The organism is Streptococcus sp. ALY_211 (genome assembly GCF_058314555.1).
The window spans coordinates 190,181-204,195 of sequence record NZ_JBZFUN010000001.1 but is presented as its reverse complement, the minus strand read 5'-3'; the positions used below and the strand labels follow the sequence as shown (position 1 = coordinate 204,195).

The window sequence follows — 14,015 nt, the reverse complement described above, 5'->3', positions numbered from 1 at the left end:
CTTAGCTCCTAATCCCCTCTATAACCAAAATTAGGAAAAAGAACCATAGTAGACCATTGATGATTAAAAAAACGATGTTACTTACCAGACTCGCTGAATAGCTTTCGATACCGCAACGATTATATTGACTGGCCTTGACTATTCCTAAAATACTAAGAATAATAGTCGCAGGCATATAGGTAAAGACCAAGACTATTGCCGTTAAGCCCAGAACGACATTATTAATGGCCGAGCTAAATATTATACCTAATAGAATCAACAGCAATAAAATTGCTGTCATAATAGCAACAATAGTCGTAAATAGGCCTGGCACCTTCGAGCGGTTCTGCCTAAAAGACAATGTCCTTAAAGTATCCTGCTTAGAAAGGGTAGACGGGTTTAAGTCAGAATAACGTTCTTGGAAATGATCCCTGCCCGATGTCCAAATAGGGTTAGAAAAGTCTTGTTCCTCTCGCTCTTGGTTAAATTGATTCGGAGTCATAATATTTTCCTTAAAAAACTTTTAGAAAAAGTTTACCATTTTATAAGAAGGCCGGCAAGCCTTTTTCCAATAATTTTAAGATAGGGTAAATGTACCGGCTGGCTAGAAAAAATCTGATCCAAGTAACTTGGATCAGACTCCATCTACTTTTCTAAAAAAGCCTGCAATTCTGCCACCTCTTCTGCCACTCTGACAGCTGAGTTGACCTGAACCAGATGATAGCCAACCATATAGGGAGAGGCTACAAAACGAGGAACTACTTTACAACTGAGACCTTCTTCCTGATGGTAAAAGAAGAGATTGTAGGAGCTACAAGCGCCATCTAAATAGCCCTCTAAAACATAACGGAGAACCTTTTGAACAGTATCAGCTAGCTTATAGCTATCCTTGATATCTGCTATAGTCACGTTGATTTCAGTAAAACTACTCAAAGGTTGGTCAGAAATAGTGACCTGAGCCAGCTGTTCTGTCTCTTGACAAACAAGAGTTCCCTCAAAGGTTTTTGGATCAACGGCCTCATAAGCATCAAGATCTTCAAAACCGACAATCTGCATATGAGGATGGCGCAGAGAACCACCCGACAAAGGCCCGAAATTCTTAAAGAGAGCAACAGTCTTAAATTGGTCGCTCTCCTCCAACTGATGCCAAGACTTGATAGCGAAGACAAAGAGCTTGCGATTATATTCCTGACTGTAGGTCGTGATATCGCCTAGATGCTGGTCAGACTCAATAATCAAGGTTTGATAGGTCTTATCAAGAACAGGATACTTATTGTCTAGCCAAATCATATCGCCTTCTTGAGCGATGATTTTTTCCAGACTATCGACCTGACAAAAGGGACAGCTATCCTGATTACTAGGTTTCTTTTGAGCGGTAGAAACATTAAAAATCAATTTTTGTGTCATTTTTCAAGAATATCTTTCACAAGTTGTTTGAGGTCTGGCAATACGTCTTCCTTGAACCAAGGATTTTTCTTTTGCCAAATATTATTGCGAGGCGACGGATGAACCAGCGGGAAAAAATCAGGGAGGAAGTCCTTGTAGGACTTAACATTGTCGGTCAGCTTGACTGAAGGCTTTTGCTGGAGGTAATAGTGTTGCGCATAATTACCAATCAGTAAAGTCAAAGAAATATCAGGTAATTCCTGCAAAATCAAGGGGTGCCATTTTTCAGCAAAACCCTTGCGAGGAGGGAGATCACCAGACTTCCCTTTACCAGGATAATAGAAATCCATAGGGATAACGGCTATTTTATCAGAACTATAGAACGTATCTCGATCAATCCCCAACCAATCTCGTAAATTATCGCCCGATGGATCATTCCAGTAAAGGCGGGATTCCTGAGCCTTAATTCCCGGAGCCTGACCGACGATATTGATACGAGCGCTCTTTGGCGCCGTAAAAAGCGGTTCAATGCCAGCCTTGGTATAATCCTCATTTTCTGGATCGGCCATAATAGCTTTAACAATGTCTTGCATGGTTGACATGGACAACATCTCCTTTTCAAAATCAGGTTGATGTCGGAGCATTTTTTCTGCCCTTGGGCATTCATCCTTGAGTATTTCCAAGCTAAAATCAGTGAAACAATCTAGCCAGAGATTAGTGAGCTTAGATATGTGGTTACTGCCTTATTTGATCAATTCGTAGATGGCTTCGGCGTAGATAGCGCAGGCCCGATAGAGATCTTCCACTTCGACAAATTCATTGGCCTGATGCATGGTATTGACATAATCGGGGAACATAGCACCAAAGGCAACACCTCTTTCCAAGAGGCGGCCAAAGGTCCCACCGCCAATGACCTGCTCATAACCTTCTAGACCAGTTTGTTTTTCATAAACAGACAAGAGGGTCTTAACTAGGGGATCATCCATTGGGACATAGTGAGGCAGGTGTTCATGGTCAGCCAGACTAACAGATTCGACCCCAGCCAACTTTTCGAGTCCAGCCTTGATGGTTGCAGTATCGATTCCTTGGGGATAGCGGAAATTGAGGGTAATAGTATTATTATCAGAATCCGCTTCAAAGTCGAAAATACCAGCATTCATAGACAAAGCTCCCATCTTAGAATCCTTATAAGCTAAGCCTAATTTATGCCCATCAAAGTCTCCGTGCAGAACATCAGCAGTCAAATCAATGAAGGCTTTGGCAGGACCAGCAAAAGCTAGATCCTTAAGAAAAAGCGCTAAATAAGTTGCTCCATTGAGACCTTCTTCAGGGGTTGAACCATGGGCTGCCTTCCCGATAATTTGGACTGTTAATTTATCGCCTTCTGCTGTTAGAGAGCCCGACAGATTAGGATTTTGAACTAAGAAAACGGATAATTTTTCTTCCAAATCTGCTTGACTGACTTGACCAGAAAGGACTGCTGTTGCCGATTCTGGAACCATATTATCCCTAAGACCGCCCTTGAAAGAATGGAGAACGACTGGGCCAGCATTTTGACCAGAAAAATGCAGATACTGGGTAATATTGCCCTTTTCCCCATTGATAATGGGAAACTCAGCATCCGGAGCAAAGCCAAAGTCTGGTTTTTTTACATCTGGGTGAGCAAAGTAATAATCCATATCAGCCCATCCAGATTCTTCATCTGTTCCTAGAACAAAGCGAACCTTTTTAGAAGTCGGCAGACCTAATTCCTTGATGATTTTCAAGGCGTAATAAGCTGCCATAGTAGGCCCCTTATCATCCGAGGAGCCACGCGCATAGAGTTTCCCATCCTTGATAACTGGTTTATAGGGATCAGTCTCCCAACCAGAACCAGCAGGCACCACATCCAGGTGGGCAAAGATTCCCAAAGTCTCATTGCCCTCACCAAACTCAAAATCACCGACATAATTGTCGATATTGCGCACCTTATAACCATCCTTTTCAGCCATAGCTAAAAAGTGTTTGAGGCCCTTAACAGGACCAGGCCCAAAGGGATGTTCCTTATCAGCCTTACTATCATCACGTTCCGAATTGATTTCCAAAAGGCTGAACAAGTCAGCCAACAAGTCTTCACGGCGTTTTTCTACTTCTGCTTTAAAATCAACTGGCATAAGCTTCTCCTTTGATAATATCGTGCCTTCATTATAGCACAAAGATTAAGACTCCATCATCAAAAAGCTGAGGTCATACACTCGTATGCCTCAGTCTTTTTGATACAATTATGGTCATTCCTCTTGATCTTCATTGCCCGACTCAGATGAGGAAACATCACCGTGTCCAAAGAAAGCCAGTAAGTCACCACGGCGTCCTTCCATTTCCCCTTGCTTAAGCTCTTGAACAGTCGCATTAAGGACAGCTCCCGTAATCAAAATCCGTGCTAAAACAACGAACCAAAACATGATAATGAAGATAATGATAGATCCAAACACCTTAATATCGATGAGATTATTAAAAGTTCGTGTTACATAACGACCGACCAATCCTGTCATAAAAATCAGAACTAGCGAGCTGAGCATTGTACCAGGTAAGGTATAGCGCCACTTTTTTATCCTAACATTGGGAAGGATAAAATAGAGAGTCATTAATCCAATGATAATGATCATAATCATCAAAGGCCTATTGACATGCAACAAAAGACTGACAATCCCAGCGGGCAAGTCATAATCTTTACGTAAGGATTGGTAGATACCATCTGACAAGGTTGACAGCAAGAGAGCAAATGTCAATAGAAAAAAGATAAAGAAACTAGCAATAATCCCAATGATATGACCGATCACAAAATCTCGATGCTCACTCACATCATAAGCTTTATTAAAAGCCTTTTGAAGGGAAGTCAAACTTCGAGACATGGTCCAAAAGCCAGCCACTGTCGCCACTCCCAAAATACTGCTAGAGGGAGTCGCAAATAAATTGCGAATAATACCTGCTACAGAACTATAGATCTCAATCGGCAGATTCTGCCTCAAAAAAGAGAGAAAATCAGTCAGATCAATATCAAAATAAGGAAAAATATTCGCAGCAATAACAACCATTGGAAACAAGGTCAAAATCAAGTAATAAGCCACAGCTATACTAGATAAATCAATCTCAGCACTGCGATAGTGCTTGATAAAAACCTGCAAGGGTGGATAGCTCAATTTATCGAGCAACTGATCCACTATTTTTTTCATCATAGGCTTAGTATGTTCTTTCTTCTCCCTGACTAGTCAAAATAACAGGACCATCTTTAGTGATAACAAACTGATGCTCATATTGACAAGACAATCCACCATCCAGTGTCTTATGTGCCCAGCCAGTCTCCATATCTGTATCTATCTCCCAAGTACCTGTATTAATCATTGGCTCGATCGTTAATACCATACCTTCTTTTAAACGAAGACCACGTCCAGCCTTCCCATAGTGAGGGACATTGGGTTCCTCGTGCATAGTCGGACCAACACCATGTCCAACAAGATCACGTACAACTCCGTAACCACGGCTCTCAGCATATTCTTGAATAGCCGCACCAATATCTCCAATACGGTTGCCAATGACCGCCTGCTCAATTCCAATATAAAGAGCTTCCTTAGTCACGTCCATAAGGTCCTTAACTTCTTGAGAAACCTCACCAACAGCATAGGCCCAGCAAGAATCTGCGATACCACCACGGTAAGTCTCTGTGTATTTTTTCATCTCTGCGGTATTATCAAAATCAAGCTTGGCCACATCAAGCTCAGCCTTATCAATAGGCTCACTCAACACCATATCCACCTTCAAAAGGTCCCCATCCTTAAGAATATAATGACGAGGAAAGGCGTGAGCAACCTCATCGTTTAAACCGCAGCAAGTAGCGTAAGGATAGTCCATCAACTGGCCATCAACCCCAATCTGTAAAGGAAGAACATTAGCCTCCTTGCAACGCCGACGAACATATTCTTCTACTTCCCACATATCTAAGCCAGGTTTGATAAGCTTACGCAAACCAATATGAATGCTGGCTAGAAAGTCACCAGCACGATCCATCGCTTCAATTTCACGCTCAGATTTAAGTGTAATCATAAAATATTAAGTCTCCTATTTCCTTAAATAAAACATCAATAACAAATCTACGACCTGTTCTTCACAGTACAAAGTATACCATCATTTGATTAATAATGATACTAGAGCATCAACCGTCAGGAAAAGCAGTCAAATGAAACTCCAAGTAATCCCTCATCCTATGACTATACCGATCGCTACCCTTATAGCGTCTAACAATATTAAAACCAGCTTTTTTAGCAACTGCTTGGCTGGCAATATTTTCTAAATGAGTAATGAGAACCAAACGCTGGAGCCCAAACTCCTCAAAGGCTAAGAAGCTCAACGTTTTTAAACTCTGTGTCGCAAAGCCTCTCCCCCAATAGTCCTTATGAACAAAATAACCAATCTCGGCTGTCCTCTTCACAAGATTAAGCTTTTCGAAGCGAATAGCACCGACCAATTTACCACCTATCTTGTCTTCCATAGCCCAGATTCCTAAAGGCTCCTTCATAAAATAGTGAACCAACAAATAATCACTTTCAGCTTGACTAGCTTGACTGGGAAAAATAAAGGCCATATTTTCAGGATCTTGAGTCATCTCAAAAAAATCTTCATGATCACTAAAACAAAAGGGTCTTAAATAAAGATCCTGTGTTTCTAACTGAGAAAACTGCCCCAGCTTTGTCCAAATATCCATGCCTTTATACTACCCTTTTTGCTAGGTCAAGTCAATTTATAGCACTAGCCTTATACCCCCTCCTATGACCATAAAAACATATTAAAACACCACAATCAATCATATGATCGTGGTGACTCTTACAAAACACAAATAGCTAGGACTTCCTTATCCAATCATAAATTTCTTGGGGAGTCCCTAAAGCCATAAGTTCTTGGTATTTAACAACCTGTACAAGATCTTGGTAGATCTTACTGTCAGAAATCTCACGTTTTTGAGCGCCTTTATTAACACGCATCACTCCATCATCAATGGTCACAAAGTCTAATTCCTCAAAGATCTGAATCATTTTGACCAAAAGAATATCAGGAATCTTGAGATAATTAGCTAGCTGATTAAGTTTGTGACGAACATCAAATTCTGGAAATTGGTAGATCGTTTTATAAAGTTTAGCAAATTGGTCACGGGTACCATAGCCAGTTAAATAATAGGCTTGTTTGATTTGATTTTTAAAGTAGATCACCTTAAAATCCTGCCCAGTAAAGAGACGCTTCAACTCCTCTGGTTTTTCTGGTAGATCTAGCAGAACAACAGACTCCATTCCCTCCTCTTGTGACCCTAAAATGGGAACATGATCTGGTAATGGCGCTGACTTAGCCCTGATATCTATGAGTTGAACACCTTCTACCTGGGCATCTACCAGAATCAACTGCAAGCTAGTATTGCCGTTCCAAACATTGACAGATAAGGTAACAGCTACCTCCAGATGACTAGCATTAGCAAACTCCTGTACCAGATGTCCTTGCGAAAAAGCAATAAGATCAAATTCGGCACCATCCTGATCAATTTTTAGCTTGAGGTGAGCTCCATTTTGTCCCATGGTACGGCTCTGGAGAACCTTAAAGTCCTTCAATCTAAAGACAGGCTTTTGGTGATCCATCCCAAATGGTGCTAGCTTTTCTAGACTTTTAACCGTATCAAAATTAAGGTCTTTCAAGTTGAGTTGATCATCAATCGTTAGGCTATTTTTTTGCCTACTATCAATAGATTGGGACATCACATACTCACTAAGAATTTCTGCTAGCCTAGGCAAATTCTCCTCAGATAAGGTCATTCCAGCAGCACCTGCATGACCACCAAAAGCATCGAACATATTACGGTGCTCACTTAAAGCTTCAAAGATATTGACAGCATCTATGGAACGAGCACTCCCCTTAGCTTTCCCATTCTCAATAGTAAGAACAATGACTGGCTGATTGATCGTTTCAAGAATACGTCCAGCTACAATTCCAAGAACGCCTGGATGCCATCCCTCCTTAGCTAGCACTTGGACCGGACGATCAGGATCAACCATAGCTTTAGCCTCATCATAGATAGTCTGAACAAGAGCTTTTCGCTCATCGTTTTTCTCCTTGATCATATAAGCGATCGTCTGAGCCTCTTCCTCGTCAAAACCAGTTAAGAGCTCAATGGCGGGATTAGGATCATCCAAACGTCCCAAAGCATTCAGCATGGGAGCAATCTGAAAACCGATCGTTTCTTCTGTTAGGGTTCCCATGTTCACATCAGCTAACTTCATGAGTTCTTGCAGGCCAATACGCTCGGTATGCGCTAAGACTTGGAGTCCATATTTGACCAAGATACGATTTTCATCTGTCAAACTAACCATATCAGCTACTGTCCCAATCGCTACGAGATCCAATAATTCATTGGGGATTCCTTCTAACAGAGCCGTAGCAAGCTTAAAGGCAACCCCGCATCCTGCTAAATATTTAAAAGGATAATCGGACTCAGGATGTTCCGGATGGATAATCGCATAAGCTTCTGGCAATACATCTGGTATAGAGTGATGGTCAGTAACAATGACATCCACCCCCTTAGACTGTGCATAAGTGATCGCTTCATGACCAGCCACTCCATTATCTACCGTAATGATGAGAGAGACCCCCTGCTGTTCTATAAAGTACTTATAGACACTTTGATTCGGACCATAACCATCTGTAAAGCGATTAGGCAGATAAACGGTATGTTCTGCCCCCATCATATCGAGTGCCTCCTTCATAATAGAAGCAGACGTCATCCCATCAGCATCATAGTCACCATAAATAAGAATCTGCTCATAATTCTCAATAGCCTGACGGATACGCTCCACCGCCCTTTCCATATCATGAAGTAAATAAGGATCATGTAAGTGACCAAGATCTGCATGAAGAAAGTCTCGCAAAGACTCTTCAGAATCAATCCCTCGATCATAAAGAATCTTAGCAACTGTCGGTGTTAACGCTTCTTTTTGTCCTAGTGCTAAAAAGGACTCACTAGGAGCCTTTTCAATCATATTCCAGTCATATTTTGACGAAATCATTTATAGTTAAAGACCTTTCTGGATAGAAAATCAGATACCCTGGGAAATAGGGTATAAAAAACGAAAGCCGCTTGCAGAGCTAAAGGCATGTTAAGCTCACGCTTATTTTTACCCAAAGCTTTAAACATTTTACCAGCCACTTTCTCGGGCCGCAAACTGAATTTTTCAACCGATTTCAAGTAACTCCCCGATGGATCAGCTCGATCAAAAAAAGGCGTTGAAATTGGACCAGGGTTGACCGTCGTTACAAAGACATTGTGCTCAGCCAATTCTAATCTGAGTGCATTAGAATAGCCGATAACTGCAAATTTAGTAGCGCCATAGACACTAGCCTTAGCCGTCGCCATTTTACCAGCCATACTTGCTACTGTCATAATCTGCCCACTTCCTCGTTCAACCATTTTTTGTCCGACTAGGCGAGAAAAGTGAATAACCGCCAATGTATTGATATCGACCATCTCCTGAATGGTTTCAACATCAAAGGCATCATAAGCCTTAAACTCACCAAAACCGGCATTATTAATAAAAACATCAATGCGTCCAAAAGATTGGTAAATCTCTTCAACTAGATTTTCAATCGCTAAAGGATCACGCAGATCCAGTCCATAAAAATGAATATTATCCTGACCCTGATAAAGCTCAGCTAATCTGGCCTCACTACGACCAATAGCTAAAATCGTATCGTCTGGCTGTAGTAAACCAATAAAGGCCTGAGCCAGCCCACCTGATGCTCCTGTAATAGCAATAATACGACCGCTTGCTTTCATTAAATTTCAACCTCTTCTAAATCCCAAACAACCTTACTATTCTCAAAGATTGTTCTAGCATCGGCTTCAAGTTGTCTGACATCACGTCCTAAAAATCGAGCACTGATATGATTCATCAATAGACGCTTAGCCGAAGCTTCCTTAGCTACTTGCGCCGCCTGTCTATTGGTAGAATGCCCATGATGGCATGCCAATTTTTCATCGCCCTTGCCATAAGTCGATTCATGAACCAAGATATCTGCACCAAATCCCAGACGGACACTAGCATGGCACTGGCGTGTATCACCCAATATCGTAACAACCTTCCCTTTACGAGGAGCTGATAGATAATTCTCAGCCTTGATTATCCGACCATCTTCCAAGGTAACATCCAAGCCCTTTTTAATTTTCCCAAAGAGGGGACCAAAAGGAACACCATCAGCCTTTAATTGTTCGGCATCCAGTCTTCCTTCTAAATCCTTTTGGACGACTCGGTAACCAAGACAGAAGATCGTATGATCAAGTGCTTCTGCATAGACAGTAAACTGATCTGTTTCAAGGATCTTGCCTAACCCATTGGGTTGCAATTCATGAAAGTTAATACGATAGGGCAGACGTGTTTGACTAACCTTCAATGCTGTTAAAACAAAACTACGAATGCCTTCAGGACCATAGATATCAATACTAGTCTGCTCCTCACTAGCTTGAAAAGAACGACTGGACAAAAAGCCCGGTAACCCTAAAATATGATCACCATGTAGGTGAGTGATAAAAATTTTTCGAACCTTACGTGGTTTGATAGTGGTCTCTAAGATTTGACGCTGGGTCCCTTCACCGCAGTCAAACATCCACACTTCATCAATCTCATTGAGCAGCTTTAAAACTAAACTTGAAACATTACGTGACTTAGCTGGTTGACCAGCACCTGTACCTAAAAACTGTAATTCCATGCCTTATCCTGTCCTTAAATTTTTCAACTATTATCCTTACGTTCTTTTTTAGTAGGCTCGCAAATAAATAACAAAGTTTCTCTGATAAAAGCTATAGTATACTGTCTGTGCCAAGTTAAGATTTAATACTTCTAACAAATCATCTTGATTGTAACCAGTCACCTTTAGCAAATTTCCCTTAAGCTGATAGGCTTCAGTAAGCAGACTTTGATGAGGTAAGTCAACTTTTTTCGCCCCTTCTTCATCAAACTCAATAGGCATCATATAAATCCGACCTTGCTCTAAAAAAACCTTGTAGTGGGGGAAAATTTTAGCAAGCTCCATCAGTAAATAAGGAGTCACTGTAGACTCGACTTCAGAAAATACTAAAGCTCGTTGCTCTTCATTTTCAAAGACCATACCATAAGAAGTTCCAGAGATATTTAAGCGAATAAAAGGAAATTGCTCAGCCTCAAAACTAGGATCAGACTGAAACCAGCCAAAGACCTTGCTCAATTCCAAATAATAATCTGTCGCCTCTTTAGGCCCTTGCTTTTGATAGATTTCTGCAAAATAAGCATTCACAACACTTGGAGGTGGTGCAATCATTTCTAACTGCTGCTTAGGGCTTAATTTTTGCAAATGAGTCTGCAAGTAAACCCTGTCCAAGCTAGTATAGCCCCCATAACGTATCGCTAGATCTAGCATATCAGTCATAGAAATCTTCTAACCTCCATTTATTGTTTTCAGCAATAAATCCCTTGATTTCTTCGCTAGACTCTTTAAAATCCAAAGGATCCATCAAGGCAAATTTACTCAACTCATACCATTTATGATAATTTTCTAGCCCCAGTCTGATAGTAAAGGGAACAAAAATTTGTTCAATTTCATCAATAATCTGATGTCGTAAAATATTACGACTATTAGGATCTTTAAGAGAGAGTCTGATATTGGGAAAGGCTGTAGGAATCAGATGATCAACCTTGTCCATTTTATTATAAATAGCCAGTCTAGGAATATCCTCCATCCCTAAATCCTCAAGAATATCCATGACAACCCTCTCTTGTTGACTATGGTTAGGGTCACTAGCATCAATAAGGTGAAGGAGGAGATCAACTTCTCTACTCTCTTCAAGAGTCGATTTGAAGGCTGCAACGAGCTCAGTTGGCAGATCTTGTATAAAGCCTACCGTATCAGTCAGTGTAACTTGGAATTGATCCTTGAGATGGATCTTTCTCGTCGTTGTATCCAAGGTTGCAAAGAGTTCGTCTGCCTCATACTGTTGGTCATCTGTTAAAACATTTAACAGTGTAGATTTTCCAGCATTTGTATAGCCGATCAAACCGATTTTAAAGGTGGATTCGTCCATCCTCTTATCCCGTAGCTTCTCTCTATTTTTTTCAACCTGCTGAAGCTGACGCTCAATATCTGCAATTTGATTACGAATCGAACGGCGATTGAGCTCCAACTGGCTTTCACCAGGACCGCGGCTACCGATACCTCCAGCCTGACGACTGAGCATCACTCCCCGACCTGCTAAACGAGGTAACATATATTTAAGCTGGGCCAAATGCACCTGAAGTTTACCTTCATAGCTACGTGCTCGCATAGCAAAAATATCTAAGATCAACTGCATCCGGTCAATTACCTTAACTCCCAATGCCTCCTCTAGATTAACATTTTGTCGTGGTGTTAAACGGTTATTGACAATAATAGTATCAATATCTTCAGCATCTACCAAAGCAGATATTTCTTGGAGTTTCCCTGAACCAATTAAGGACTTGCTGTCATAACGCTGCCGCTTTTGTACGCACCTAGTAACAATTTGGGCACCAGCCGTCTTAGCTAAATTTTCCAATTCCTGAAAGGACATGGCAAAATTTTGCGTATCTGGCAGCTCAACTGCCAATAGGACAACGCGCTCAGCTTCCTTACTTGTGCCAATCACAGAAGATCCCCCTTTCTACCTACTAATCAGTAAATCATATTATATCATATTTGCTACAAGGTCAGATAGCACAAGCCACCTCTCTTAGAAATTCTATTCACAAAATAATCAGTAGCAAAATCAAAAAACCTAGGCACTTTAGCCCAGGTTTTAGGATTAAAATCTAATAATTTCACGTGTTCTTTGATAAGATGATACAAATCGATCTGTAACGCCTGGCTCAACCAGCTCTAAAGCGTATGAAATTTCCTCAAAAGATGACTTGTAGTCATACTCATTTTCAAACAATCTCAGTGCAATCTCAAAACTTTCTTGCACAGCAGGTTCAAAGCTGCGATAGCGGTTGGAATACTGCAAGAGCTGCTCAGTCAGGATAGCATTTTGAACGACACGATAAGTCGTTTCAACCAATAGATCCATAGAGGAAGCTGCCGACTCTGTCAAGCGAGCCACTAAATTGATTTTAATTCGCTTCTTACCAAGCTCATCCATGAGCGTTTCCAAATGTTCACTAGCAGTAAAGAAAATACTGAGAAAATCTTGAGGAATCCCCGGTAAATTTCGCTTTTCCATAAAACGCTTAATCGTATGCAACTGATTAATAAAATCGTCTGCCTTGATGCGAGAATCATTCTCAATACGCTCAATACTCTTAAGTTCTTTACTGAGCTCAATTTGACCTTCCTCAACAATAGCTAAAGTCTTAAGCGCTTCATCAAATATAACCTTAAGCTCAGAATAGGGCTTGTCCTGGGTAGCAAAGTTCTCAATAGCTGGAATGGTATCACCTTCAATCTTTTCCAGCTCCTTAGCAAATTTTTGAACACTGAGGGTTTCATTATCCTCAATGATATAGATCTCATTGAGACGATCCATCTCAGCATTGATTTGGTCATTATTGCCTTTGGCATGCTCAAGATATTTAGGCAGAATCTTACTGTCCTTCATAACTTGCTTGTGGGCATCAATCTCACGCTCAAATATAGCATAAAGGCTATCAATTTTTTCCTGAATATCATCGTTTTCTTCATTGGCACGATCCAAATCTAAATTGACCATACCTTCAGCATTACTCGAGATAGATTCTCTAATATCTTGGAAACGACGTTCAATATTGCGCTCTGGAAAATGATAATGGGCTTCTAAGAGCTTTCTGTATCCAGTTTCCAAATCATCCAACTGATCGGGAAAATCATCTTCAAGCTTAGCAACAATAGCTGGAATTTTCTCTGTTATCTGTCCCAGAGCAATCGTATGTTCTTCAGAACGGTCTAATATCTCTGCCGCTTCTACTGGATCACCAGTTGTATTAAGCGTTACAAACTGAGAAAACTCCAACTCAATATTTTTGAGCTGCTTATCAATTTCAGACTTGGTAGTCCCGAAGTTATCTGCATTATCTTTAATGCTTGCCTTTAAATCTTCAAAGAGATCTAAAGCATGCTTGACACGTGCGCTATTTTTATCCTCTTGTTCTTGAAGGATAGCAAGAGCATCACGCACAGAAGCGATATCTTCTTCAGCTAAATCAAGCTGGCTCTCAATAGTTCCAATAGCATTGCTAACCTTGAGAAAGCGAAAGGAATCATTCAAGTGCTCTGCTTCAACGATCTGATTACTGATATCATCCTGTGAATTTTCAACTAGGTCGGTCCATTTTTGGTTCCATTCACGGAAAGTCGTCTGACTCTGACCAATCAAATTGAGTTTTTTGACTTTTTCCAGATCTTGATCGACCGGAGCATTAAAGAGAGCTTTTTTTCTCTCATCTAATCCTGCCAGTAACGAATCATTTCTCTTTCTAATAATAACGCCGATTAAGTAGCCCGCAACCAATACGATAATGAGGACTATACTCAGCACTAAAATACCCGACATGTTTTCTCCTTTAGTGTCAAAGGTATAGAATACCTTCACAATATCACATATTACGCCCCATTATAACATA

Annotated in this window: 13 protein-coding genes; all 13 read right to left on the bottom strand. The window is 40.8% G+C overall.

Going from position 1 to position 14,015, the window contains the following annotated elements:
* Window position 1: 1 nt before the first annotated feature.
* The 13 genes from AC4HAJ_RS00970 to ezrA all read right to left on the bottom strand — a co-directional run bounded on the left by AC4HAJ_RS00970 (window position 2) and on the right by ezrA (window position 13,945).
* Window positions 2-481 carry a hypothetical protein gene (locus tag AC4HAJ_RS00970; RefSeq protein ID WP_491078286.1) on the bottom strand — a complete coding sequence of 160 codons (480 nt, stop codon included), beginning with the start codon at window positions 479-481 and terminating at the stop codon, window positions 2-4.
* 143 nt (window positions 482-624) lie between these two features.
* Window positions 625-1,386, bottom strand: coding sequence for a DUF4931 domain-containing protein (locus AC4HAJ_RS00965; RefSeq protein ID WP_491078285.1), 762 nt, complete (start codon window positions 1,384-1,386; stop codon window positions 625-627).
* Entirely contained in the window at window positions 1,383-1,967 is a 585-nt protein-coding gene (locus AC4HAJ_RS00960) for a uracil-DNA glycosylase family protein (protein WP_491078284.1), read from the bottom strand. Before AC4HAJ_RS00960 ends, AC4HAJ_RS00965 begins: the two co-directional genes overlap by 4 nt.
* A 141-nt stretch (window positions 1,968-2,108) precedes the next feature.
* Window positions 2,109-3,518 carry a dipeptidase PepV gene (gene pepV, locus AC4HAJ_RS00955; protein ID WP_491078283.1) on the bottom strand — a complete coding sequence of 470 codons (1,410 nt, stop codon included), beginning with the start codon at window positions 3,516-3,518 and terminating at the stop codon, window positions 2,109-2,111.
* A 114-nt stretch (window positions 3,519-3,632) separates the two neighbouring features.
* Window positions 3,633-4,580: a YihY/virulence factor BrkB family protein gene (locus AC4HAJ_RS00950; protein ID WP_491078282.1), complete on the bottom strand. Its 948-nt coding sequence runs from the start codon at window positions 4,578-4,580 to the stop codon at window positions 3,633-3,635.
* A gap of 4 nt (window positions 4,581-4,584) precedes the next feature.
* Complete coding sequence (locus AC4HAJ_RS00945; RefSeq protein WP_491078281.1) at window positions 4,585-5,445, bottom strand: methionyl aminopeptidase; 861 nt, start codon at window positions 5,443-5,445, stop codon at window positions 4,585-4,587.
* A gap of 109 nt (window positions 5,446-5,554) precedes the next feature.
* Complete coding sequence (locus AC4HAJ_RS00940) at window positions 5,555-6,103, bottom strand: GNAT family N-acetyltransferase (RefSeq protein ID WP_491078280.1); 549 nt, start codon at window positions 6,101-6,103, stop codon at window positions 5,555-5,557.
* Between the two features lie 136 nt (window positions 6,104-6,239).
* Window positions 6,240-8,444, bottom strand: a complete 2,205-nt coding sequence (gene recJ / locus AC4HAJ_RS00935) for a single-stranded-DNA-specific exonuclease RecJ (protein ID WP_491078279.1) — start codon at window positions 8,442-8,444, stop codon at window positions 6,240-6,242.
* Window positions 8,441-9,211: an SDR family NAD(P)-dependent oxidoreductase gene (locus AC4HAJ_RS00930; protein ID WP_491078278.1), complete on the bottom strand. Its 771-nt coding sequence runs from the start codon at window positions 9,209-9,211 to the stop codon at window positions 8,441-8,443. The genes recJ and AC4HAJ_RS00930 overlap by 4 nt, the downstream gene beginning before the upstream one ends.
* Window positions 9,211-10,140 carry a ribonuclease Z gene (rnz, locus tag AC4HAJ_RS00925; RefSeq protein WP_491078277.1) on the bottom strand — a complete coding sequence of 310 codons (930 nt, stop codon included), beginning with the start codon at window positions 10,138-10,140 and terminating at the stop codon, window positions 9,211-9,213. The genes AC4HAJ_RS00930 and rnz overlap by 1 nt, the downstream gene beginning before the upstream one ends.
* A gap of 48 nt (window positions 10,141-10,188) precedes the next feature.
* The gene (locus tag AC4HAJ_RS00920; RefSeq protein WP_491078276.1) at window positions 10,189-10,836 is read right to left on the bottom strand and encodes a cystathionine beta-lyase; all 648 of its coding nucleotides are present in this window, start codon (window positions 10,834-10,836) and stop codon (window positions 10,189-10,191) included.
* Window positions 10,829-12,067, bottom strand: a complete 1,239-nt coding sequence (gene hflX, locus AC4HAJ_RS00915; RefSeq protein ID WP_491078275.1) for a GTPase HflX — start codon at window positions 12,065-12,067, stop codon at window positions 10,829-10,831. Before hflX ends, AC4HAJ_RS00920 begins: the two co-directional genes overlap by 8 nt.
* A gap of 156 nt (window positions 12,068-12,223) precedes the next feature.
* Window positions 12,224-13,945 carry a septation ring formation regulator EzrA gene (gene ezrA / locus AC4HAJ_RS00910; RefSeq protein WP_491078274.1) on the bottom strand — a complete coding sequence of 574 codons (1,722 nt, stop codon included), beginning with the start codon at window positions 13,943-13,945 and terminating at the stop codon, window positions 12,224-12,226.
* Window positions 13,946-14,015: the final 70 nt, after the last annotated feature.

Excerpts from the sequence above, each read along its gene's own strand:
- ezrA (WP_491078274.1), bottom strand. The coding sequence starts at position 13,945 with ATGTCGGGTATTTTAGTGCTGAGTATAGTCCTCATTATCGTATTGGTT.
- recJ (WP_491078279.1), bottom strand. The coding sequence starts at position 8,444 with ATGATTTCGTCAAAATATGACTGGAATATGATTGAAAAGGCTCCTAGT.
- AC4HAJ_RS00960 (WP_491078284.1), bottom strand. The coding sequence starts at position 1,967 with ATGTCAACCATGCAAGACATTGTTAAAGCTATTATGGCCGATCCAGAA.
- AC4HAJ_RS00940 (WP_491078280.1), bottom strand. The coding sequence starts at position 6,103 with ATGGATATTTGGACAAAGCTGGGGCAGTTTTCTCAGTTAGAAACACAG.
- rnz (WP_491078277.1), bottom strand. The coding sequence starts at position 10,140 with ATGGAATTACAGTTTTTAGGTACAGGTGCTGGTCAACCAGCTAAGTCA.
- AC4HAJ_RS00930 (WP_491078278.1), bottom strand. The coding sequence starts at position 9,211 with ATGAAAGCAAGCGGTCGTATTATTGCTATTACAGGAGCATCAGGTGGG.
- AC4HAJ_RS00965 (WP_491078285.1), bottom strand. The coding sequence starts at position 1,386 with ATGACACAAAAATTGATTTTTAATGTTTCTACCGCTCAAAAGAAACCT.
- AC4HAJ_RS00970 (WP_491078286.1), bottom strand. The coding sequence starts at position 481 with ATGACTCCGAATCAATTTAACCAAGAGCGAGAGGAACAAGACTTTTCT.
- AC4HAJ_RS00945 (WP_491078281.1), bottom strand. The coding sequence starts at position 5,445 with ATGATTACACTTAAATCTGAGCGTGAAATTGAAGCGATGGATCGTGCT.
- AC4HAJ_RS00920 (WP_491078276.1), bottom strand. The coding sequence starts at position 10,836 with ATGACTGATATGCTAGATCTAGCGATACGTTATGGGGGCTATACTAGC.
- pepV (WP_491078283.1), bottom strand. The coding sequence starts at position 3,518 with ATGCCAGTTGATTTTAAAGCAGAAGTAGAAAAACGCCGTGAAGACTTG.
- AC4HAJ_RS00950 (WP_491078282.1), bottom strand. The coding sequence starts at position 4,580 with ATGATGAAAAAAATAGTGGATCAGTTGCTCGATAAATTGAGCTATCCA.